Origin of the sequence: Fodinicola acaciae, from assembly GCF_010993745.1 — a bacterium.
In the GTDB taxonomy this organism is placed as follows: domain Bacteria; phylum Actinomycetota; class Actinomycetes; order Mycobacteriales; family HKI-0501; genus Fodinicola; species Fodinicola acaciae.
On sequence record NZ_WOTN01000003.1, the window covers coordinates 894,656 to 916,047 of the forward strand.

Genomic DNA, 21,392 nt, shown 5'->3' on the forward strand with positions numbered 1-21,392 from the left:
AACCCGTCGGTCTGGATGCCAACGATTGTGCTGTAACGCTAAATGTCCGCCTTGCCGGTTTGTGTTTTGGTGGTAGGGACGCATTACGTGCGTCTGACGCACGCATGGGGGCCATGCGAACATCGAGTGGCGGCGAGGGTGGTGCTGGTGTGGCTGACAATGCAGGGGAGGCGACGCAATCTGCGTAATACTTGTTTGACAAGACATCAAACCGGACATGGCGCCGGAGGACAACATCAGCGCGAGGCGGCCGCAGGTGTCGCTGGAGCTGATCGGCGCCGGGTCCTACGGTCTGCTTCGCCGCTGAGGTCGTCCAACCGGCGCGCGCCAGGCCCCACCGCGCCTAGCTTGTCGTCGAGGTTGAGCAGCCGGCACTTGCTCATCGACAGGCAACCGCAGCCGATGCAGCCGGTGAGCTCCTGCTGCAGCTGCTCGATCGCGCGTTTGCGCGCCTCCAGCTCGGCATCCCATTTTTGCGAGATGCGCTGCCATTCGCGCATCGTCGGCTTGCGGTCGGCCGGCAGGCCGGCGAGGGCGGCGCGGACCGACTCCAGCGGGATGCCGAGCCGTTTCGCCACCCGGATCAGCGAAATCCGGCGCATCATGTGCCTGGCGAAGCGACGCTGGTTGCCGGACGTACGCTGCGAGGAGATCAGGCCCAGCTGCTCGTAATAGTGCAGCGCGGAGACGGCGACACCGGTCCGCCGCGAGACCTCACCGATCGGCAGCAGTTGTGTCGGACTCAGTTTGGGCACCACTTCTCCTCGCGGTTGACCTCAAGCTCACCTGAGATTTTATCGTTGCCGCATGACAGAGAAAGGCACCTGGGGTGAGCTGCTGGGCTCGCGATATCTCGGCACGGCGACCGTCCTGGCCGGTGGCGTGTTGCTGGAGGCCAGCAACGTCTACCTGACGACGAGCCTGCTGCCGACCGCGATCGCCGACATCGGCGGCGCCCGGTTCTACGCGTGGACGATGACGGTTTTCCTGCTCGCCTCGGTGGTGTCGGCGATCCTGGTCAGCCGCGTGCTGGCGCGGCTCGGCGCGCGCGGCGCGTACGCGGTCGGCTTTGGCCTGTTCGCGCTCGGATCCGCGGTCGCCGCGGTCAGTCCGGCGATGGAGGCGCTGCTGGCCGGCCGCGTCGTACAGGGCCTCGGCGGCGGTCTGATGGCCGGTCTCGGTTACGCCGTGATCCGGTCGGCACTGCCGGCGCGGCTGTGGGCTCGAGCCGCGGCGCTCGCCTCGGCGATGTGGGGTGTCGGCAACCTCGCCGGTCCGGCGGTTGGCGGCCTGTTCGCACAGTTCGGCGCGTGGCGGCTCGCCTTCGTCCTGCTCGCGGTCACCGCGGCCGCCGCGATCGCCCTGGCTTTTCGTACGCTGCCGGCCGGCGAGCGCTCGTCGGACGCTTCCGGCCGGATTCCCGTTGTGTCGCTTGGGCTCCTGACCGTCGCGGTCGGTGTCGTCAGCGTGGCCAGTGTCGTGCCGCCGGGTCCGTTGACGGTCGCCGGCATCGCCGTCGCACTCGTGCCGGTCGCTGTTTTCGTCGCGTACGAGCGGAAATCCGCCGCTCGCGTGCTGCCGGCCACGACGTACGCACCCCGGTCGGACCTGAAGTGGATCTATCTGACGGTCGCGTTCCTCTCGCTCGGCATCGGCACCGAGACCTTCATCCCGCTGTTCGGCCAGGATCTCGGCGGCCTGCCGCCGCTGGCCGCCGGTTTTCTCGGCGCCGCACTGTCTTTCGGCTGGTCGATCTCGCAGCTGGTGTCATCCAACGCCACGAGTCCGCGGCTGGTACGCGGCCTCCAGATCGCCGGTCCGGCGCTGCTCACGGTCGGTCTCGCCGCGTACGCTTCGCTGCAGTCGACCGGTCCAGGCGCCGCCATCATCGCTCTGTGGGTCGTGGCATTGATGGTGAGCGGCGCCGGCATCGGCATCGCGTTTCCGCACCTGACGGTCGCGGTGATGAGCGCGTCCTCCGACAAGACGGAAGGCGAAAAAGCGGCGGCCGGCATCAACACGGTCATGCTGATCACCAACGGCTTCGGCACGGCTTTGGCCGGACTGCTGGTCAATCTCGGCGCACCGTCCCTTGTGGACTCCGCGCACTACCTGCTGATCGGGTTTGCCGCGATCATCGCTTTCGGTGTGCTGACCGCGATCCGCGCCGGATCCGCCGGCTCACCCGGCTCTCGATCGCTGACCGGCCAGCACCAGAATGACGATGGCTCCGGCACCGAAGACGACGTTGCCGATCAACGCGGTCGCGCGCGACACGTCGAGCGAGGCGGAGTTGACGAAGCCGAGCCACACGTACGTGAGCAGCAGGCCGCCGGCGACCGCGAGGCGATGCGCGCGACCCCAGCCAACACGCCGTGAGAACCGGACCAACACATACGCGCAACCGGCCGCCACGACGACACATCCACCGACCACGACCCACGGACCGGCGACCGCCGGACCCGTCGTGTCGACCAGCCAGTAGAAACTGGCCAGTCCGAAGGCGGCCGCCGCGGCTTTCCACGGTTTTGGCGCCGGCACACGAGAATCCACGGTGACCGGACGCCGGCCGACGTACGACGCGGCCGCGATCAGGCCGGCGATCGCGACCGCCATGACCCCGAGTTGCAGTGGACTCGCGAAAAACTGGAACTGTTCGTATTGCATCCAGGTCAGCAGGATCGAGCCGAGCACGAAGATGGCGGCCGTCACCGTCAGGCCGACCCTGCCGAGCCAGGGACGCGGCTCCTCGCGGTCGAAAGCCTCGACGATCGCGATCGGCACGCAGATGCTCCACACAGTGTGCAGCGCCAGTGACGCCTGCGTGAGCGTCATGCTCAGGCCGAGGCCCGGAATCGGCGCATACTCGGCAAAACTGTCCAGCCCGAGATAGCCGGGATTGAACAGCATCTGGTCGATGACGCCCTCCTCGGTCAGCGCATATGCGGCCGCCAGCAGCACCATCGCCGGCCACCCGGCGGCCGCACGCCGGCCGACCTCCCGGACGAGTAGCGCACCGGCGCCGTACATCGGCGCGAGCAACAGCATCGACGGGAACGCGGTGATCGGTTGGTTGCCGAGCAGGAACTCGCCGACATACGGCGCGAGCAGGAACAAACCGACGGACAGCGCGACTTTGCGGAGCATGCGCGTTACATTAGCAGAATGCGTGTTCTAGGAAAGGGCGTCGATGCGTACGGTTGACCCGCAGAAGCACGCCGCGCGTGTGCGGCAGATCCGCGAAGGTGCCGTCGACGCGTTCGCGGAGAACGGCTATGCCAACTGCACGGTCGCGGACCTGCGGCGCGCGACCGGCGTCAGCTCCGGCGCGCTGTTCCACTATTTCGCCGACAAGGCCGCGATCTTCCGCGCGATCGTCGAGGAAGGCTGCCACCACCAGCGCGAGCAGGTCGAGGCGATCGACACGGCCGACCCGCTGGGCGCTTTTTGGCGGCTGGTCGACGTTCTTTGCGAGGATTTCGACGATCCGCGTACGGCCGGCATGGCGGTCGCGATCCTGGAACGCGTCAGCGCCGACGCCGGGCTGGCGGCCCTCCTCGCCGAGCAGGAGGCCGTCGTGCTGACACTGGCGACCAGGATTGTCGAGCGGTTGCAGGAAAAACGGCTGATCGACGCGACGACACCGGCGCGGCGGATCGCCAAGTGGATCGTCACCGTCGTCGATGGCCTCTATTTGCACTGTAGTGACGACGACTTCGACGCGGCGGCCGAGACGGATTTTCTCCGCCAGGCACTGCGGCGTACGTTTCTTCTGCATGAGCGACGAGCTTGACGAGGTGCTGGCGGCGGTGGGCCCGCGGCTGCGGACGCTGCGTCGCCGGCGCGGTCGTACGCTGGCCGAGCTGGCCACCACCACCGGCATCTCGGAAAGCACCTTGTCCCGCCTGGAAAGCGGCCAGCGGCGGCCGACGCTGGAGCTGCTGCTGCCACTGGCGCGCGCGTACGCCGTGGCGCTCGACGAGCTGGTCGGCGCGCCAGCGACCGGCGATCCGCGCGTGCACATGCGTCCGGTCCACCGGCACGGCATGACGCACATTCCGCTGAGCGAGCGCGCCGGTGGTCTGCGCGCGGTCAAGATGATCATCCCCGGCCACCTGCACGACGCGACGCCGGAGCCGCGGACACACGCCGGTTTCGAGTGGCTGTACGTGCTCAGCGGCCGGCTCCGGCTCGTCCTCGGTGACCAGGACGTCGAGTTGGCTCCTGGTGAGGCGGCGGAATTCGACACGCAGGTGCCGCACTGGCTCGGACCGGCCTCCGCGGCCCCGGTGGAGGTGCTGATTCTCTTTGGTCCACAAGGCGAACGCGCTCACCTTCGGGCGCGGACCCGATGACGCACACGCAACACGTTGTCCTTGCGGGTGCCTTGTCGTCCGTCCGGACCGGTCAGCTCCCGCACGATCGTTTCGTCTGTTTCGACCTGCCAATCGCCCGGAATGAGCGCGAGAACCTCGGCAGTGGTCGGAAAGTGGTAGTCGAAAGGCGGGTTTTCCAGCCAGGACGGCCATCCGGCGTGGCCGGCGACCAGCAGCCGTCCGCCCGGCGCCACGGCTTTCGCGGCACCGCGCAGAATGTCGTCGCGTTCGCCGTCGGCGGCGACCGGCGAGTGGAGGAACTGCGCCGACACCAGGTCGTACGACCCGGCTGGAAACGACCGCGACAAGTCGTGTCGCTGCCAGTCGATGTCGGCGCCGGCAGCGCGTACGGCCGCGCGGCGCAACACGGTCTCGGACACGTCGACAGCGGTGACCCGCCATCCCTGCCCCGCCAGCCAGATCGCGTCGCCACCTTCGCCGCAGCCCAGATCGAGCGCACCGCCTGGCGCCAGATCCGCGGTTTCGCGTACGAGCAACGGGTTTGGCTCGCCGCTCCACGCCGGCGGCTCGCGGTAGAAGTCGTCCCAGTATTCCTGCGCTGTGCTCGTCATGCGTCGCAGCATCGGTCGCCTGCCGGCGCTTCGGCCAACTTTCTTGCCATTCCGGCAAGAAACTAGACCTCGATGTGCGAGCCGAGGATGACCGTACGATCCAGTGGCAGGTTGAAATAGTCGGCCGCGTCCGCGGTGATGAAGGACGTGGCGATGAAAAGATGTTTGCGCCACGCCGCCATCGTCGGCTTGTGTCCTCGCTCCAGCTCGATTTTCGACAGGAAATACGAGGCGTTGTCCAGGTCGAGCGGTCCCTCGGTGTCGGCCGGGTCGAGCAGGCTCAGCGCGGCCGGCACGTCCGGTGAGTCCATGTAGCCGAAACGCGCCGTGACGTGGATGATGCCGTCGTCGTGATAGCCGAGGTGGTCGATGCCGATCCGCCGGTCGTCCGGCACACGCGGCACCGGCTCGGTCTCGATCGACATGATCACGACCTGCTCGTGGCGTACGTGGTTGTGTTCGACGTTGGCCCGCAACGCCAGCGGTGCGGTTTCCTTGCCACGGTTGAGAAACACCGCGGTGCCGGGGACGCGCTGCGTCATCGCCGGATTGGCGCGCAGATCCTCCACGAACTCGCGCAGAGCGCCTTCCTTGCGCGCTCGCGCCTTCGTGACGATCTCGCGGCCGCGCTGCCAGGTGGTCATCACGGTGAAGGCGGTCAGGCCGATCAACAACGGCAGCCAGGCGCCATGGATGAGTTTTGTCAGGTTGGCCGCGACAAAAAGCAGGTCGAGGCCGACCAGGACGGCGGCACCGACGCCGATCAGCCATCGCGGCGTCCCCCACCTCGCCCTGGCGATGAACAGGAACAGGGTGGTGGTGATCGTGATCGTGCCGGTCACCGCCATGCCGTACGCGAACGCCAGCGCCGCCGAGCTGCGGAAGGCGAACACCAGTGTCAGCACCGAAACCAGGAGCAGCCAGTTGATCCACGGCACGTAGATCTGGCCGATCGTCGACTCGGACGTGTGCGCGATCCGCAGTCGCGGCAGATAGCCGAGCTGCGCGGCCTGCGAGGCGACCGAGTACGCGCCCGTGATGACGGCCTGCGAGGCGATCACCGTCGCCGCGGTCGCCAGGAACACCAGCGGGATGCGGGCCCATCCCGGCGCCAGCAGGAAAAACGGGCCGCTGAGGTTTTTCGTGTCGGTCAGGATCAGCGCGCCCTGACCGAAATAGCTCAACGTACAGGCCGGCAACACCAGGAACAGCCAGCCACGGGTGATCGCCTTGCGACCGAAGTGGCCCATGTCGGCGTACAACGCCTCGGCGCCGGTGACCGCCAGGGCGACTGTCGCCAGTGCGAAAAACGCGATGCCGAAGTGGCCGAGCAGGAAACCGACCGCGTACGTCGGCGACAGGGCCCGCAGAATCGACGGGTTTCCGGCGATGCCACCGATGCCGAAGGCGCCGATCGTCACGAACCAGAGGATCATCACCGGCCCGAACAGCCGGCCGACCACGGCCGTACCTCGGCGCTGCACGAGGAAAAGCACGATGATGATCACCGCGGTGATCGGCACGATCCACTCGGTCAGCGACGGTTGGACGACCTTGACGCCCTCGACCGCGGACAGCACCGAGATGGCCGGCGTGATCATGCTGTCGCCGAAAAACAGCGACGCGCCGAAAATACCGACCGCCGCCAGCAGCAACGCCGCGCGCCGGCCGCGCTGCCCGCGCCAGCGGCGCAACATGGTGATCAGCGCCATGATGCCGCCCTCGCCGTCGTTGTCGGCGCGCATGGCCAGCAGGACGTAGGTGACGGTCACGATGATCATCACCGACCAGAAGATCAGCGACACCACGCCGAGCACGTTGTCGACGCTCACCGGCACGGGATGCGGATCTTCCGGACTGAACACCGTCTGCAGTGTGTAGATCGGACTCGTGCCGATGTCGCCGAACACCACACCGAGCGCCGCGACGACGACCGCGAGCCGCACCGTGTCCGTCGCGCGTGAGCCATGGGCAGCCTGCTGATCGGTCACCGCGGTCCTCTCCGTCGACCCCGTCGGATCGTAACGATCAGCTCGTACGGCCGCATGGCCACCATGCGTGCGTTCAACGCAAGCATGGTGGCCATGCGACCGGTCACGTCAACGTGCGTAAGGCCTCGGCCACGTCGGCGATGCAGGTCGCGTAGTGCGGCGGGTCGTCGGCCGCGATCCACCGCTCGAACGCGACGGCGAAGACGGTCACCGCGCTGTGAGCGGCGAGGCTGGCCGCCGGTTCGGCGACGCCGCGTACGCGCAGAGCGTCGGCGGTGGTGGCGGCCAGCGCCGCGAGCTTGAGCAGCTCACGCTCGTGCAGGCTCGGGTTGCCGGCGATCAGCGCGGCCCGGCTGACCGCGAAGTCACGCGGCCGGCTCTCCAGCAGCCGGCCGGCGGCGACCATGCCGGCCAGCGCGGCGTCCAGCGGTGACGCGTCGGCCGGCGTCTGGACGATCTGCTCGTACGCCAGCTTCTGCAGCGTCGCCGAGCCGTCGAAGAGCACCTCGCGCTTGTCCGGAAAGTGCCGGAAGAAGGTGCGCTCGGTCACGCCGGCGCGCTCGGCGATGTCGCCGGCGGTGGTCCGGTCATAGCCGCGCTCGGCGAACAGCTCCATCGCGGCACGGATCAGCCGTCCCCGCGCGTCCGGCTGCCAGCGTCCCATGCGGTCGAGTCTAGTGATGACAGTTGCTGACATCGAGTGTTAGAGTCGATGTCAGTCACTGACATGCTTGGAAAGGACCTCGTCATGCGCGTATTCGTCACCGGAGCCTCCGGCTGGATCGGCTCAGCGGTCACCGACGAGCTGCTCACCAACGGCCACCAGGTCGCCGGCCTCGCCCGCTCCGACCAGGCGGCCGCCGCGCTGGCCGCCAAAGGCGCCACGCCTCACCGGGGCGACCTGGACGACCTCGACGGCCTGGCCGCCGCGACCGCCGAGGCCGACGCCGTCATCCACCTCGCTTTCAAACACGACTTCTCCGACTTCGCCGGCGCCGGCCGCAGCGAGCATGCCGCCGTACGACGAATGCTCGACGAGCTCAAAGGCAGCGACCGGCCGTTCCTGATCGCCTCTGGACTGGCCGCCGGCGACCTCGGCCGGCCGCTGACCGAGGACGACCCGTCGCCGTTCCGCGGCGTCGACTCGATGCGCGGCGGCAGCGAAAACCTCGCACTCGACTACGCCGACCTCGGCGTACGGTCGGTGGCGCTGCGGTTCTCGCCGAGCGTGCACGGCATGGGTGACCACGGCTTCGTCTCCGTGCTGACGAAGGTCGCGAAGGACCGCGGAGCGGCCGGCCAGGTCGGCGACGGCTCGCACCGCTGGGCCGCCGTACACCGCTCCGACGCGGCGCGTTTGGTCCGGCTGGCACTGGAAAAAGCGCCGGCCGGCACGCGCGTGCACGCCGTCGCCGAGGAAGGCGTCCCGACGCGTGACATCGCCGCCGCGATCGGCGATTTCCTCGGCGTACCAACGACGTCTGTCGCTCCGCAGGACGCCGAGTCGCACTTTGGCTTCATCGGCCACTTTTTCGGCATGGACATCGCCGCCTCCAGCGCGCGTACGCGTGAGCTGTTCGGCTGGACGCCGACCGGTCCGACCCTGCTGGAGGACATCCGCGCCGGCGCGTACGCGCTCTAACCGGCCGGTAACGCGGTCGCGAAGGCGAATTTTCGCCGGTATTCGGTCGGCGGGATGCCATATGTGGCGCGAAATCTGCGTGTGGCGTAGTTGGGATCGGGCCAGCCGACCGCTCGGCCGATCTCGGCGACCGGTGCGTCGGTCGCGGCGAGTCGTACGGCCATCTGCTCGGACCGATACTGGGCCAGCCAGCCGAACGGACTGACCCCGAGCTGCCCGGCAAACTGGTGCTGCAGATGGGAGGACGAGACGCCGGCGAGCGCGGCAAGCTCGGTGGCGGTCCAGGCGCGCGCCGGATCCTGTGCCATCGCAAGCAAAACCGTGCGCGTGGCCGGCGTGACCGTACGACCGGCTGGTGACGCGCCGGAAGCCGCGCCGGCGAACTCGGCGAAGACACAGCCGAGCAGGCTGCGCAGTTGCAGTGACTGGTTTGCCTCCGGATGAGTGCGGCACAGCGCCAACTGCTCCAACCAGCAACGGGTCCGATCGGTCGCCGCCGGCGACAACCTGAGCCGCATGTCGCCGGTGCCGAAAAGCAGGTTGGTCAGTCGCGGATGGTCGAGTATCCAGGCCACGTCCGCGGCCAGCAGCTCCGGGCCGAGATAGACGTTGAGCACGTCCAGGTCGGCGACGGCGCGATATTCGTGCCAGCTTCCCGGCCGTACGGCCACCACGTCGCCGCGCCCGACCCGGCGGTTTCCGTGCCTGGTGCGATAAGTCGCGTGGCCCGAGACGATCACCGCCACCTCACAGAAATCGTGCGCGTGCGGTGGCACCGGCAGGTCCACCCGGCGCCGGTCACTGTGCAGCGGATACGCGTCGCGCGCGAACACCTGTGTGCGGCGCATCCGCGGAACGCTCATGGCCGAAGTGTACGGAGCAGGATCGTGCTAGTCACCGGCCAGAAGTGTCCTAGCCACCGCGAGCCTACGCATCGACGATGTACCAATGAATCCGCTCACCGACAAGATCGTCGCTCGATATCGCGCCGGCGGTTTCGTCCACATCGCCGGCGTGCTGTCACCGGAGGAAGCCGGCCGGTTCCGAAATGCCGCGCGGGCGGCTTTCGACCGTGAGCGGGGGCTGGATCCGGACAACCAAATGTTCAAGCAGATCGTCAACATCTGGCAGCGCGACGACGTGCTCAGCGAGCTGACTTTCCATCGCCGGCTCGCCGAGCTGGCCACCGGGTTGGCCGGCATTCCGTTGCGGATCTGGCACGACCAGCTGCTGATCAAGCGGCCGCACAACCGCACGCCGACCGAGTTTCACCAGGACGCGCCGTACTGGCCGCATGCGGGCTGCCGGCATTCGCTCTCGGCCTGGGTCGCGTTGGTCGACGTACCGGTCGAGCGGGGCTGCATGACTTTCATTCCAGGACAACACGAGCGCCGCGACATCCGGCCGATCGACATCGCCGACGCGCACGACCTTTTCGACGCCGCGCCGGATCTGGCGTACCAGCCGCGCGTGACCATCCCGCTGCATGCCGGCGATGTCACCTTTCACAACGGCTACACGCCGCACACCGCGAATGCCAACGACACCAACGAATTCCGGTTGGCACACGTCAACATCTACGTCGATCGCGACCTTCGCTATGACGGGAAACGGCACGTCTGCACCGATCCGCTCGGTCTGGAACCAGGCGTACGCCTCCCGGACGACGTCTTTCCACCTGTCCCGCGCTGAGGAGTCGTCCGCTCACCGAGGATGTCCCGAGCGACGCTGACAAACTGGTCGTTGCGCGGGTTTTTCCTTGACCGCGGCCACATCAACGCCGAGGTGAGCGCGGGCAGGTCGACGATCCGGCGATAGACGATGCCGGGCTCGCCGAAATAGCTGTCGAACGACGGTACGGTCGGATGGACGACCTTACCCAACGCCACCAGCGCGGCGACCTCGTACGGCCGGACCGGGCTGGCGTCGATCCGGTTCAGCGGCCGGCCCGCCGGCGTCACCGGCGGCACGAAAGCCTCCATCACCGACCGAGGCACACCCGCGCAGTCGGTCACCGGATAGGCGGCGACATCCTCGATGGACACCGTGTCGCGAGTGGCCAGCGGATGACTGGCCGCGACCGCGACCACCCGCTCGTCACGTGTCAGGACCGGGCCGACGACCAGGTCGGCCTCGTCCAACGGCTGCCGGATCGCCAGCAGATCGACGTCACCGTCGCGCAGCCGCGCCAGCGGGTCGTCCGCGTGCGGGATGTCGCGGACGATCGCCTCACAGTCCGGATGGCGCCGCTCGAACTCCTCGACGATCGCCAGCAGATGCGGTCCGGCTGCGCAGGGCTCGAAAACACCGAGCACCAGCCGGTGCGGCTCGGCCGCGTTGTCCGCACTTTCCCGCAGGACGACGGCCAGCTGACCGTACGCCTCGGTGACCCGCCCGAGAAACCGCTGTCCGTCGGCGGTCAACGCGACCGTCCGGCTGGTACGCCGCACCAGCTGCCGGCCGAGCTTGCGCTCCAGCTGCCGCAGGCTCTGGCTGACCCTCGCCTGGGTCAGGCCCAGCCGCTGCGCGGTGCGGGTGAAATGCAGCTCCTGTGCCAGGGCCAGGAAAACGCGGATCTCCCGGAGCTCGATCGACTCCCACATCGCCGACACGCTACCCGCTGGACGATCAGTCGCGCTTATCGCTGCGATCCGCGATCGCCCGTTGATCCAGCGAGATCGCGGCTGGCAGTCTCTACGGCGGCTGTGGACCCAGACGAGGAGAGTGCATGAACGAGCCCGCGCCAGGCCGGTTGGTCGACGCGTCCTGTACGCGCCGAGTGCTGCTCGCCGGCCTGGTCGCCGCGGCGGCGGCCGGTTGTGCGCATACGACGGCTCAACCGGAGGCCTCGACGGTCGACCGGTATGCCTCCGCCAATCCGGGGTCGGTGAACGTGTTCTGGCTGCGTACGCCGCGCGGCTTGGTCGTGGTCGACACCGGTCGCGCGCTGTCCGACGCACGGAAGGCACTCGCGCGGATCCGCCAGACCGGCCGGCCGGTCTCCGCGATCCTGATCACGCACTCGCATCCCGACCACGTCGGCGGGATCGGCGTCTTCCACGAGGCCTTCCCGAACGCGCCAATCTACGCCTCGCGCGCGACCGCCGAGATCATGCGCACCGATCCGCTCGGCTTCTACCCGCTCACCCGCCAGGGTCTGGGGTCGGACTATCCGGCGACGATCACCCAACCGACCCGGCTCTTCGGCGCCGGCGCGACGATCACGGTCGACGGCGTCAGCTTCCAGACGGCGCAGTTCGGACCTGGCGAGTCGGAATCGGCGACCGCCTACTACGAGCCGGTGAGCCGTTCGCTGTTTCCCGGTGACCTGATCTGCAACAAGGCGACGCCTGCGCTGCTGGAGGGACACAGCTGCGGCTGGCTGACCAACCTCGACCAGCTGCAGCGGCGTTTCCCGCAGGCGAAGACGAGCTATCACGGCCATGGCGCGCCGGCCGACGCGCGTACGCTCATCAACACGCAACGCGCCTACATCCAGCGGCTTCGCGCACTCGTCCAGCAGGCGACGGCGGCCGGCTCGCTCGACGGCGTACGCATCACCCCGGCCGAGCAACAGTCGATCCTGGCCGCGGTCAACAGCAGCTATCCCAACTATCCGTCGGTCGCGTCGATCCCGGACATGCCGCAGCGCAACATCGCCGCGGTCGCCGGCGAACTCACCAAGACCGCCGGCCAGACCCACTGCTGCTGCGGATCCTGACCATGTCCACGCCGACCGTCAGACGTTGAAGCGGAACGTTGACTATAAGGCTGCCACCAGCTCAAGCGACGTCTGACGTGAACGAAACCAGCACAGAACCAGCACGGTCCCGCAGTCAGCACATACGCGGACGCCGTCGGACTGGACGTAGCGGTCACCTTTGCCGTAGAAACACGCTGGTAAGTCGGCCTGTTCGAGCTGGTCCCGATGGTCTCGAACGATTCGCAGCCTAGATGCTTCGTCACCATGAGTAACGAGACGCAATCGCTACTCGTCTGGCTGGGAGATCCGTTGTAGCGCGTCGCATGAGCTGAACAGCCTGATGCCGTTCTCTGTGAGTCCGGCCCAGTACGGATGGTCCATCAGCTCGGCCTTCAAGCGTGTCCAGCGCTCCCAGGCAGCCTCTCGCTCAGCCGCATCGGTCCGAACGTATCGGTGACCCGGCTGATGTTCGACCGGAGCGGTCTGCGTGTGTCATGAGGTGGTTGACTTCTGGCTGGTCAAGGCTAGATTCGAACATGTGTCCGATGGCGACTGGAGCTTTCCCGCTGACCTGGTGGCCCTACGCGTCGCGTTCATCAAGGCTGAGGCCGACACCGCCGCGGTCGCCGCCGAAGGGCCAGCGTCTGCGGACGTGCTCGCGGGACAGGCAGTCGATGATTCGGCGTACGCGGTGCGACTTCACGCCGCCTGGGAACGCTGGCGGGTGATCGCTGAACGGTTGCTCGATCACCCGTACTGGGCTGGCGTACCGAAGGACCGGCGGGTCGACGCGCGGGAAGCTCTGCAGCGGTTGGCGCGGCATGGTGAGAGTCGATGACGGGGTCGGCTTCACGACCGCGACCGCCAACTATGAGACCGCGCTCGCCGCGTACGTCCGCGCGGTGAACGCCTTGGACATGATTGGCTTGCCGTTGTGTCTGGCCGATCCGCCTTACCTGACACGACCATGGAGCGAACCGCAGTTCCAGTCCGTCCGGGCCGTGTACCAGACACTCGGTCGGTTGCTAATCACGCGACGTGCCTTCGAGGCAACCAGGATCGCCACCTTCAACAACAGCGACCGGCCACGCCAAGCGCCGGTCTCGTCACCGCGCGGGTCGGCCGGCCTGGTCGGCCCTTTCCAGCCTGGTCGGACGCCAGCGACCTCCGGCTTACCCATCCCCGCACCGGTCGTTGACCTGGTCGCCAACCTCGCCGGCCCGGCCGGCGCGTACGAGCAGGCTTTGACCGCGTACCTCGCGGCTTCATGGCGCCGCAAGCTTGCCGGCACTCCGTTAGGGGTGCTGACGCCGGCGCACACCACGCCGATCTGGACGGACGAACACGTCCGCGCGACCGTCACCTACCGCGAGGCGCTGTGCCGGCTCGGCGTCGCGCGTCGGAAATTTGAGCAAACGCAGGCGCCGATCATCGCTGCCATCCGCGCCAGCGTCGCCGAGAAGGCCACGGCCGCGCGGCGTGAGCGATACCGCGCCGAAGACGCGGCCGACCAGCCGTACTAGGCCGACTCGAACCGTTGCACGGAATCTCTGTCCTGCAGCTGCCAGGCGCTGAAGTCCCGCGGCATCGCCAGCCGGTTGCAGAGTGCAAACGCCCCAGCCTGTTTGCGAGAACGCCAAGCCTTACGCGGCTCCTTCGCAGTCATCTACCTCGATCGGTGCGCAACTCCTAGCGTCTACTACGGCGGGCCGCATCGCCTTCTGCATGACGTCGCGGCAGCGGTTCCAGGCGCCAGGCACCAGGTGTCCGTAGATGTCGACGGTGGTCTTGATCGACTTGTGCCCGAGCCAGCTTGAGACCTCGTGGATCGGAATGCCGTTAGCAAGTGCAGTTGACGCGAAGAAGTGGCGGAGGCTGTGAGGGGTGTACTTCGGTTTGCCGTTCGCGAGGATCAGTCCTGCCGCCTTACACGCCTTCTTGAAATGATAGCTGTACGTTGTCGCGGTGGGCATGGTGCCCTTGCCTCGTTCACGAGGCGCAAAGAAGACGTCCAACTGCCGGTCCTTGTCAGCTTTATCCTTGAAGGTGACAGGGATCGGCGCCAAATGTTCTACGTGATCGTCGATTTCTTCGTCGAGGAACGGGGCGATAGGTATATCTCGGTACTCGCCTTCTGACCGGTGTTTCAGCGGAACGAATGTGGTTCGACAGTCGCCACGATTTGCCTTCGCGCTGACCTGCCAGCGAATGCGAATGAAATCCTGGCGTCGGCATTCGCTCGCGAATGCGAGTGTCTCGCTGATCCTCAGACCTGCGCCGCTCTGCAGGTAGACGGTGAGCCGATACTGAGACGAGATGTGCGCCGCGAGGAGTTCGACTTCCTTCAGCGTCGGGATCTCGTCCTCATCGACAGCAAGGGTGCTGGTCCTCGAGATCCGTACGCCCGCAGCCGGGTTCTCGGGAATGATCCTCTCGGCGACAGCCGCTTCAAGCATGGCTGTCACAAATTTCATTCGATCGTTGATCGTCGATGCGGCGAGCCCTTTGCCTTTCTGATGCAGAGAAGAGACAAATCGCTCAAAGTCCGTTCTTGCTAAACCAGCGAGAGTCTTACGCCCAAGATGTGGTATGAGATGATTCTCTGCGAAGCCTTCGTAATTCCGAATAGTCCCCTCGGCAAGGACCTGAAGTTCGAGCCATTCCTTCGCCCACACCCGCAGTGTTTTTGTGCCGCGCTGCGGGTCAAGGTAGATCCCCATACCTTTGTCATGCTCGGCCTTCGTGGCGAATGCGTCGGCCCCGTCATGCCCGGTCTTCTTCGCAAAGGTCTTCTCGCGTTGACGTGCAGTTCGACCTCCCGGTTCTCGATATCGAACCGTCCAGGGATGACCACATCGCGTGCTCTCGCAAGGGTAATGTGAGTTGCGTTCGTCGGTTTTGCATTTCTGAAATACGCTCGCCATCTCTCCCCCAATCAGTCGTAGTTGCGATCGAGGTAGGCGACAATGTCTCGCTCGCGGAAGCGAAGCAGGCGACCAACCTTCTGCGCCTTCAACCCCCAGTGTCGATACTTGTTCTTGATGGTCGCCTCGCTAACCTTCAACCAATCGGCGACCTCCGCTGGGGTAAGGATCGTGTTGCTACCACCGCGCATTGGTGATCCTTTCGTCGCACGCCGCCGGTCTTGTTGTGAAAGGCTCGTCGTGACCTCGGTTCCGCGCGAACGCGACCCCGCGACACCGACTCTGCCGACGATGTCGCTATCGGAAACAGCCGTGGATTCTCTTGCCATACCACTCCCTCAAGAGAAACGAGGAATTCTCGGCGCTAGCTCACCACGAAAGACGCAGTCGCGTTGCGAGGGGGTGTATCGAATTTTCACCCTCGCCACTGCTGACATCTACCGTACTGAGCCAAATATGGATGTGCCAAGACCAAACTGCCGCAGCCTTAGCAATCGGCGTTCGGATCCAAAATCGAGGAATCGCCGGGTACGACATGAGACGACCGTCGACAGCAGCGGCCACGCTCGACTTCTTCTTTCGCTCCCGGTGCTGCTGCGGCGGTCGAGGTAATGTCGATCCAGCACTCCGGCGCCGGCGACGGCGGTACGATCGGCACCGGCGGGTTGGTACGCCATTCGCCGCCGGTCGACCGGCGGCGGTCCGCAGGGTTTAGCGGCGGTCTGGATCGAGCAGTGCATCGGGTTCAGTTGACGACGGCGTCGCCGGTGCCCGCAGGCATTGACGCGCGCTTTGCTTAAACGGTGAATATGGGCGTGGCCGACATGGCTCGTTGCTGCCGAGGGCGCGCACGGACTGCCGTCCTGGTTGACGTGGGGGAATTTGAGTGACGTGTCATTGCCGCCTGCTTTCGTCAGCGCGGGACGCGGTCGCGCGCAAAGTTGCTGTCCTCACCTAACAAATGCGTGCCGAAACGCGAAAATGGCGAAGGCGGATCTGAAACTTTCTCAACATGGTCGAACCCGTGGCGCTGCGGTTGCGCCGGATCATCGGCCAGGAGATTGTGTCCTGCGGCGCTGACCTGCAGACTCGGGACGAGTGGAACCACGAGTCGGCTGCCGCCTGCCGCGGCAGGCTTCGAGCAAACCGGCCAAGCGAGAGACAGCCGTCGCCGAACGGCGCCGCTGGTGGCCGCGCTCTAGACCGACGTTGTATGGACGCATACGGCGCAGTTGCATCGTATCGGCGCCAGAATGCATCAGGTACCCGCCGACGCAACATCCAGCCGTGTCAGCGTTTGGTCTCTGCTCCGGCGGTATCGGTCGCGCGAATCAACCGCCGTCTCCGACCTCCGGCGGTGGGCTTCAGCCCGTCCGGCGTACGCGGATGCTGGCCGCCGCTGGTGGTTCGGCGGTCTCGGCGGGTGCAGCGGCGGTATCGGCGTCGCGAAGAAAGCTGTCGGGCTCAGGCAGCCCGGACTGGTGGAGAATTGCGGGTGATACCCCGCCGTTGATCAGAACCTCGTACTTCGCGGAGTAGGCGGTGAGGGCCTTCTGTGCGGGCCTTTGCGTGGACGTCTTCCAGCTTGGCCCGTTCTTTGTCGTAGCCCTCGTGGAGCATGGTGAGCCGTTTGGCGTAGTCATCGGCGACGGCGGCGTACGTGTCGAGCGCGGCGCCGGCGGCGTCGACTTGCGACAGTTGGCGGCTCATGGGGCGTTCCGCACGCTGCCGGTACGAGGTGCGTCCTTTGCCTTTCGAGGTGGACATCTGGGTCCCTTTCCCCGTGCCCTTACCTTGACCGTCTGCCACGGTAGCCGCTTTGACGTGCGATTTCGACCCCTTTGTCGCCCGCGGCGCCTGCCAGCGGCAGCCGGACATTGATGAGGGCTCCTGGACTGTCTCAACGCGACCTTGATAGGACCTTGGTCTGGCTAGTGCAGTGCCGGCGCTTTGGGCAGCCGCATACCGGCGGCACCCATGACCCTTGGTCAGCTCAGCGGCGGCGGTGACAGCGCGACCGGCGGCGGTCGGATCACCAGCGGCGGCGTGTACGCGGACCAGCAGTCCGAGCGCGCAGGGGCCCGAGCCGGTAGCCGGTCTCGTGTCCGGTAGGTACCGCTTCGGCGGCGGGCTCGACGCCGTAGCGGCGGTCCTGTCAGCGAGGGGCGACGGCGATGGCGGTGAGGATATCGGCTTGCTTGGTGCAGTAGCCGCCGGCGGTGGCCAGCAGCAGGGCGGTACCGACTGGCGGCGGTCGTGGTGGAGAAGGACCGAGCCCGATCCGCGCTTCGATCTGCGCATGCCAGTATCGCGGCCGTTCCGCTCTGGCGACGCGTTCGTAGATGGTGCGGACCACGCCGCGAGCCCGGAGATATGATTCCAATCTCACGCAGCAGGGCGTCCGACGCGAGCACGCACTCGCTGGCCACTCTGTGGGCGAGACCGGAGACACCGCAGGGGCGGACTGTGGCTGCGCACCGCCGGCCGTCTCGGCGGCAGGCGGCGGTGGTGGTGCGCCATTCCACCAAATGTTTGCGGTGCAGAAATAGTGGCCGCAGCAGGTCCGTCAACGTCCACACTGTTTCCCCCGGACCATAGGCCGGCGGCGTACGCGACGAGCGCCGTGAGCGTCGCGCGTTCGGCGTCGCCCCCCTTCCAACACCTACGCAGAGTCCCGGTACATCGGCGCCGGGCGCGGCGAGTCGTCCAAAGCAGGTAGCCGGAGGCGGATACGCAATATTTACCGCCGCCCGGCAAGCGCCCGTTTACCCCGCGCGCAATCGCACCAGCGCTTGCTGGTGCTCCTCAATGGCGTTCTCCTGCACGGTCGATCGGAGATGGACGTATGAACGCCCGGTCAGGCGGTGGAGTGGACGAACATATGGTGCGCGTAGCCACCGGTGCTCAGCCGGGATATGGCCGGCAGTCCGGCCACCGCGGTCGGTGTCGTGACGCGCGGGTCGGTACTGCCGAGTCCGAGTTGGCCTTGTTGGTTGTTTCCCCAGGTTTTCAGGGTGCCGTTGGAAGCCAGGGCTGCGCTGAATTCGCTGTAGGCGCGTACGGTGGTGACCCCGGTCAGGCCGGGTACGGCTTTGGGTGCGTTGATAACGCTGCCGGACGTGCCGTCGCCGAGTTGGCCGTCCAGGTTGACACCCCATGACCAGACGGCGCCGCCGCGGGTGAGTGCGAGTGTGTGGTTGAATCCTTGGGAAACCTGTGCCATGGCGGGAATGCCCGTGATGAGGGTTGGAGTGTCGTGTTCGAAGACGCCGCCAAAGGTTTCGGGACTACCCCAGGCGTACACGGCGCCAGTCGCGGTCAGCGCGCCGGTTTTGGACTGCGCTGCAGTGATGGCGGTCGCGCCGCTCAAGCCGGTAGCGGCGGCTGGCACCGGGTTGCAGACGCAGCCAGCGGGGTCGCCGGTTTTGCCGCGGCCCAGTTCGCCGTAGACGTCTGATCCCCAGGTCCATACGGTGCCATCCGTACGCAGCGCAGCCATGTGCCGGCCGCCGGCCGCGATCGCCGTGACACCGGACAGACCGGGTACCTGCTGCGGACGGTCGACGGCGACGCCGTCGCCGAAGCGGCCATCGCCGAGTTGGCCGGCGGACCCGTCGCCCCAGGCCCACACCGTGCCATCGGTACGCAGCGCCATCGCCGTTCCGGTGCCGGCGGCGACGGCCGTTACCGAGGTCAACCCCAGAACGGTAACCGGCACAGAGGTGTCCGGTGTGCCGCCAGTACCGAGCCGGCCGTACGCGTTGGAGCCAGCCGCCAGCACCGTTCCGTCTCTGTTGCGGAAGATCGAATAGCCGTCGCTGGCCGCGATGTCGCTGACGTTCGGCAGGCGTGTGATGTTGACTGGCCCGTTGTGGCTCGTGGTGCTGTTGTCGCCGAGTTGACCGTACGCGTTGTCGCCCCAGCCCCACACCGCCGCGGCGTCCGCGTGCGCCGCGGTCATCACCATGAGCGATGCGAGCGAACCGACAACGAGCGAGATAAACGTACGACGGAACATGCGCCGATAATCGACAGAAGTCATTGGCGTGGTCAAGGGCCGATAGCCGGCATGCCAGATTTAGCGTGGCGTTGCTGTGTCGGGGACGAGGTCGTCGCGGACGGCGCGTACGACCTCGATGGGTTGACCGGCGGGGTCGGTGAGGTCCCAGTCTTCGTAGCGTTTGCCGGCGACGATCGGGCAGGCGTCGCCCCAGTCCATGGTGATGACGGCGTCCGAGGCGTGGACGGCGTCAGTGGTGAGGATTTTCGGGGGCTGGTTGGGGATGCGGCTTGTACGCCGTGGCCAGCCGACCAGGCAGCGGCCCGGACGGTCGGCGGAGGCCAGGTGCTCGGCGAATCACGCCGATGCGCAAGGACTGCCAGCGCCTACCGTCGTGCCACCCCATCACCGGCGTCGCGTACACGTCCCGCACCGGCGGCGCCTCGTGTCAACGGACACTTGTGTCTGGCTCTGGCGCAAAGTCCGTGATCGGGTTGGTGTCGTCGTCGTGGTCAGATACGGAGGAGTACGCATCGGCGTAGGAGGTCGAAGTTGGCTCGGCCGTACATTTGTCGTTTGATGGCTTTGATGCGGCAGACTGCTCCTTCGACGGCTCCGCTGCTCCAGTGCAGGGCGATGCCGTTGCGGACGGCGTCGTAGTCCTTGAGCAGTCCGGCGGCGAAGCCTTGGATGTGGGTGATGGCGCTGGTTTTCGCGTTGGCGATCCAGGTGTCGAGGTGGTTGGCGCGGTGTTCGCGGAGCATTCCGGCGAAGTCGCTGACCAGCTTGTTCGCGTTTCGCAACGTGTCGCATCGATCGAGGATCCGGGTGAGGTCTGCTCGTTCTTTGTCGGTGGTTTTGTTGGCGGGAAGGATGATCCAGCCGGTCACCTCGCGCGGTGTGGGTGTCGCTGGAGGGATCGCGCTGGGCGGGGTAGCGGTTGTCCGCCATTCCTGCAGCTGTCGGCGTACGGATCGTTCGGTGCCTCGGTAGCCGATCGCGCGCAGTTCTTCGGTGAGCCGGGCGGCGTTGGTCCAGCCTTCCTCCCAGCGTCGGATGAGGTAGTCCAGGTGGGCGTCGAGCTCGCGGCCACGCCGCGACGATGGGATCAGTAATTCGTCGGCGGTGGCTGCGCGGACGTAGCGGCGGACGGTATTTCCGTCCAGATTCAGTGCCTTGCAGATCGCCCCGGTTCCCACTCCTCGCTGGTGCAGAGCGTGGACTTCGGCGTGCCGCTGGCGGGTCAGTTCCGCGCGTCGCCCCTCAACCGCCGGCACCGCCGGCGCCGGTTGGGCAACGGCGGCTTCGGCGGGCTGGTCGCGGAGGCAACCGCGGTGGGCGCGGACGACCTTGTCCACGGCCTCGGTGAGATTCTTCAGCAGGTGCCAGCGATCGGCGACCTGGATAGCCTCGGGAGCGCCGAGCCGCGCGCCTTCGGCGTATCCACCTGCCCGGTCACGGCAAATCGTCTCGGCTCCGGGATGTGCACGTAGCCACTGCGCGAACGTGTCGCCGGCCCGGTCAGGCAACATGTCGATCGGCTGGTGATTGTCCATGTCTACCAGGATCGACCCGTATTTGCGGCCACGGCGGAACGCGAAATCATCGACCCCGACCACCGACACCGAGCCAGGCTCGGGCACCGGCAGTGCCCGGACCAGCCGCAACAGCGTCGACCGGGATGCCTCAACGGCCAACCGCCGCGTCAGCCGATGACCGGGCCGGCCGCCCAGCGTCAGCGCGATCATTTCCAGCATGCGGCGTTGCAGCGGAGTACGCCGCGCATACGGCGTGGTCACGCCAGCCACCTGCTCGACGAACGTTACCTTCTCACATTCGGTGTTATGGCAGAGAAAACGTCGCACCCGTAGTCGGATCACCGTCTCCTGCCCACCAATAGCCGGCTCCGACAGCGACCGCTCGTATCGGGAATGCACGCGGCGCGACCTCGCCCCGCATCCCGGACAGGTCGCGTCAACGTCGGCAACGCTGGCCTGAAGGTGCAGCACCGATCCGCGCCGCACGACCTCCTCGATGCGCAACGGCGCCAAATGAGGAAGAAGCACCTTCAAACCAAGATCATCATCGCACCCGAGTCATGATCAACTAACCATGGGCATGCCGACGTCCGACGCGCTCGTCGGAATCAGAAATCTTTGCACCAGAACCAAAAAGACGCCCCTC

Annotated in this window: 21 protein-coding genes; 8 read left to right on the plus strand and 13 right to left on the minus strand. The window is 66.7% G+C overall.

What is annotated here, in order from left to right; genetic code table 11:
* Positions 1-236: 236 nt before the first annotated feature.
* Positions 237-755, minus strand: coding sequence for a redox-sensitive transcriptional activator SoxR (soxR, locus tag GNX95_RS30500; RefSeq protein ID WP_343035029.1), 519 nt, complete (start codon positions 753-755; stop codon positions 237-239).
* A 52-nt stretch (positions 756-807) separates the two neighbouring features.
* Here soxR and GNX95_RS30505 point away from each other — a divergent pair, with 52 nt between their 5' ends.
* From GNX95_RS30505 to GNX95_RS30520, 3 genes are all read left to right on the plus strand, one after another.
* Positions 808-2,379 (plus strand): MFS transporter, encoded by a 1,572-nt coding sequence (locus GNX95_RS30505; RefSeq protein ID WP_222854054.1) that lies wholly within the window; start codon positions 808-810, stop codon positions 2,377-2,379.
* A gap of 811 nt (positions 2,380-3,190) precedes the next feature.
* On the plus strand, positions 3,191-3,793 hold the full coding sequence (locus GNX95_RS30515; protein WP_163511137.1) for a TetR/AcrR family transcriptional regulator: 603 nt from the start codon (positions 3,191-3,193) through the stop codon (positions 3,791-3,793).
* Positions 3,777-4,355 (plus strand): helix-turn-helix domain-containing protein, encoded by a 579-nt coding sequence (locus GNX95_RS30520; RefSeq protein ID WP_163511138.1) that lies wholly within the window; start codon positions 3,777-3,779, stop codon positions 4,353-4,355. The genes GNX95_RS30515 and GNX95_RS30520 overlap by 17 nt, the downstream gene beginning before the upstream one ends.
* Here the strand turns inward: GNX95_RS30520 and GNX95_RS30525 are convergent.
* From GNX95_RS30525 to GNX95_RS30535, 3 genes are all read right to left on the minus strand, one after another.
* Entirely contained in the window at positions 4,331-4,948 is a 618-nt protein-coding gene (locus GNX95_RS30525; protein WP_163511139.1) for a class I SAM-dependent methyltransferase, read from the minus strand. The two genes, GNX95_RS30520 and GNX95_RS30525, sit on opposite strands and share 25 nt — an antisense overlap.
* Positions 4,949-5,010: 62 nt before the next feature.
* A complete protein-coding gene (locus GNX95_RS30530) occupies positions 5,011-6,939 on the minus strand; it encodes a potassium transporter Kup (RefSeq protein ID WP_163511140.1) in 1,929 nt (642 codons plus the stop codon).
* Between the two features lie 103 nt (positions 6,940-7,042).
* Positions 7,043-7,603 carry a TetR/AcrR family transcriptional regulator gene (locus tag GNX95_RS30535; protein ID WP_163511141.1) on the minus strand — a complete coding sequence of 187 codons (561 nt, stop codon included), beginning with the start codon at positions 7,601-7,603 and terminating at the stop codon, positions 7,043-7,045.
* Positions 7,604-7,687: 84 nt separating this feature from the next.
* Between GNX95_RS30535 and GNX95_RS30540 the strand changes: the two genes are divergently transcribed.
* Complete coding sequence (locus tag GNX95_RS30540; protein ID WP_163511142.1) at positions 7,688-8,581, plus strand: SDR family oxidoreductase; 894 nt, start codon at positions 7,688-7,690, stop codon at positions 8,579-8,581.
* On the opposite strand, the gene GNX95_RS30545 is transcribed toward GNX95_RS30540, so the two are convergent.
* Complete coding sequence (locus GNX95_RS30545; protein ID WP_163511143.1) at positions 8,578-9,444, minus strand: helix-turn-helix transcriptional regulator; 867 nt, start codon at positions 9,442-9,444, stop codon at positions 8,578-8,580. The two genes, GNX95_RS30540 and GNX95_RS30545, sit on opposite strands and share 4 nt — an antisense overlap.
* 85 nt (positions 9,445-9,529) lie before the next feature.
* Here GNX95_RS30545 and GNX95_RS30550 point away from each other — a divergent pair, with 85 nt between their 5' ends.
* Complete coding sequence (locus GNX95_RS30550; RefSeq protein ID WP_163511144.1) at positions 9,530-10,273, plus strand: phytanoyl-CoA dioxygenase family protein; 744 nt, start codon at positions 9,530-9,532, stop codon at positions 10,271-10,273.
* Here GNX95_RS30550 and GNX95_RS30555 read toward each other — a convergent pair.
* Positions 10,180-11,184: a LysR family transcriptional regulator gene (locus GNX95_RS30555; RefSeq protein ID WP_163511145.1), complete on the minus strand. Its 1,005-nt coding sequence runs from the start codon at positions 11,182-11,184 to the stop codon at positions 10,180-10,182. The genes GNX95_RS30550 and GNX95_RS30555 overlap by 94 nt on opposite strands.
* A 125-nt stretch (positions 11,185-11,309) precedes the next feature.
* Here GNX95_RS30555 and GNX95_RS30560 point away from each other — a divergent pair, with 125 nt between their 5' ends.
* From GNX95_RS30560 to GNX95_RS30570, 3 genes are all read left to right on the plus strand, one after another.
* A complete protein-coding gene (locus GNX95_RS30560; protein ID WP_163511146.1) occupies positions 11,310-12,302 on the plus strand; it encodes an MBL fold metallo-hydrolase in 993 nt (330 codons plus the stop codon).
* Between the two features lie 520 nt (positions 12,303-12,822).
* Positions 12,823-13,122, plus strand: coding sequence for a hypothetical protein (locus GNX95_RS30565; protein WP_163511147.1), 300 nt, complete (start codon positions 12,823-12,825; stop codon positions 13,120-13,122).
* The gene (locus GNX95_RS30570; protein WP_163511148.1) at positions 13,106-13,807 is read left to right on the plus strand and encodes a hypothetical protein; all 702 of its coding nucleotides are present in this window, start codon (positions 13,106-13,108) and stop codon (positions 13,805-13,807) included. The genes GNX95_RS30565 and GNX95_RS30570 overlap by 17 nt, the downstream gene beginning before the upstream one ends.
* Before the next feature lie 120 nt (positions 13,808-13,927).
* Here GNX95_RS30570 and GNX95_RS30575 read toward each other — a convergent pair whose 3' ends face one another.
* The 7 genes from GNX95_RS30575 to GNX95_RS30605 form a co-directional block, all read right to left on the minus strand.
* Positions 13,928-15,208, minus strand: coding sequence for a tyrosine-type recombinase/integrase (locus GNX95_RS30575; RefSeq protein ID WP_163511149.1), 1,281 nt, complete (start codon positions 15,206-15,208; stop codon positions 13,928-13,930).
* Between the two features lie 11 nt (positions 15,209-15,219).
* Positions 15,220-15,537: a helix-turn-helix domain-containing protein gene (locus GNX95_RS42740; protein WP_222854055.1), complete on the minus strand. Its 318-nt coding sequence runs from the start codon at positions 15,535-15,537 to the stop codon at positions 15,220-15,222.
* Between the two features lie 1,135 nt (positions 15,538-16,672).
* The gene (locus GNX95_RS30585) at positions 16,673-16,975 is read right to left on the minus strand and encodes a hypothetical protein (protein WP_163511150.1); all 303 of its coding nucleotides are present in this window, start codon (positions 16,973-16,975) and stop codon (positions 16,673-16,675) included.
* A gap of 388 nt (positions 16,976-17,363) precedes the next feature.
* A complete protein-coding gene (locus GNX95_RS30590; RefSeq protein ID WP_163511151.1) occupies positions 17,364-17,564 on the minus strand; it encodes a hypothetical protein in 201 nt (66 codons plus the stop codon).
* A gap of 501 nt (positions 17,565-18,065) precedes the next feature.
* Complete coding sequence (locus GNX95_RS30595) at positions 18,066-19,226, minus strand: RCC1 domain-containing protein (protein ID WP_163511152.1); 1,161 nt, start codon at positions 19,224-19,226, stop codon at positions 18,066-18,068.
* A gap of 60 nt (positions 19,227-19,286) precedes the next feature.
* Positions 19,287-19,427, minus strand: coding sequence for a low molecular weight phosphatase family protein (locus GNX95_RS30600; RefSeq protein ID WP_222854056.1), 141 nt, complete (start codon positions 19,425-19,427; stop codon positions 19,287-19,289).
* A 293-nt stretch (positions 19,428-19,720) separates the two neighbouring features.
* Positions 19,721-21,274, minus strand: a complete 1,554-nt coding sequence (locus GNX95_RS30605; RefSeq protein WP_163511153.1) for an ISL3 family transposase — start codon at positions 21,272-21,274, stop codon at positions 19,721-19,723.
* Between the last annotated feature and the right edge of the window lie 118 nt (positions 21,275-21,392).

What these genes read in the sequence shown, in the direction of transcription:
- GNX95_RS30505 (WP_222854054.1), top strand. Translation starts at nt 808, where the DNA reads ATGACAGAGAAAGGCACCTGGGGTGAGCTGCTGGGCTCGCGATATCTC.
- GNX95_RS30575 (WP_163511149.1), bottom strand. Translation starts at nt 15,208, where the DNA reads ATGGCGAGCGTATTTCAGAAATGCAAAACCGACGAACGCAACTCACAT.
- GNX95_RS30540 (WP_163511142.1), top strand. Translation starts at nt 7,688, where the DNA reads ATGCGCGTATTCGTCACCGGAGCCTCCGGCTGGATCGGCTCAGCGGTC.
- GNX95_RS30525 (WP_163511139.1), bottom strand. Translation starts at nt 4,948, where the DNA reads ATGACGAGCACAGCGCAGGAATACTGGGACGACTTCTACCGCGAGCCG.
- GNX95_RS30520 (WP_163511138.1), top strand. Translation starts at nt 3,777, where the DNA reads ATGAGCGACGAGCTTGACGAGGTGCTGGCGGCGGTGGGCCCGCGGCTG.
- GNX95_RS30600 (WP_222854056.1), bottom strand. Translation starts at nt 19,427, where the DNA reads ATGGACTGGGGCGACGCCTGCCCGATCGTCGCCGGCAAACGCTACGAA.
- GNX95_RS30570 (WP_163511148.1), top strand. Translation starts at nt 13,106, where the DNA reads ATGGTGAGAGTCGATGACGGGGTCGGCTTCACGACCGCGACCGCCAAC.
- GNX95_RS30585 (WP_163511150.1), bottom strand. Translation starts at nt 16,975, where the DNA reads ATGTCCACCTCGAAAGGCAAAGGACGCACCTCGTACCGGCAGCGTGCG.
- GNX95_RS30550 (WP_163511144.1), top strand. Translation starts at nt 9,530, where the DNA reads ATGAATCCGCTCACCGACAAGATCGTCGCTCGATATCGCGCCGGCGGT.
- GNX95_RS30515 (WP_163511137.1), top strand. Translation starts at nt 3,191, where the DNA reads ATGCGTACGGTTGACCCGCAGAAGCACGCCGCGCGTGTGCGGCAGATC.
- GNX95_RS30535 (WP_163511141.1), bottom strand. Translation starts at nt 7,603, where the DNA reads ATGGGACGCTGGCAGCCGGACGCGCGGGGACGGCTGATCCGTGCCGCG.
- GNX95_RS30555 (WP_163511145.1), bottom strand. Translation starts at nt 11,184, where the DNA reads ATGTGGGAGTCGATCGAGCTCCGGGAGATCCGCGTTTTCCTGGCCCTG.
- GNX95_RS30560 (WP_163511146.1), top strand. Translation starts at nt 11,310, where the DNA reads ATGAACGAGCCCGCGCCAGGCCGGTTGGTCGACGCGTCCTGTACGCGC.
- GNX95_RS42740 (WP_222854055.1), bottom strand. Translation starts at nt 15,537, where the DNA reads ATGGCAAGAGAATCCACGGCTGTTTCCGATAGCGACATCGTCGGCAGA.
- GNX95_RS30595 (WP_163511152.1), bottom strand. Translation starts at nt 19,226, where the DNA reads ATGTTCCGTCGTACGTTTATCTCGCTCGTTGTCGGTTCGCTCGCATCG.
- GNX95_RS30545 (WP_163511143.1), bottom strand. Translation starts at nt 9,444, where the DNA reads ATGAGCGTTCCGCGGATGCGCCGCACACAGGTGTTCGCGCGCGACGCG.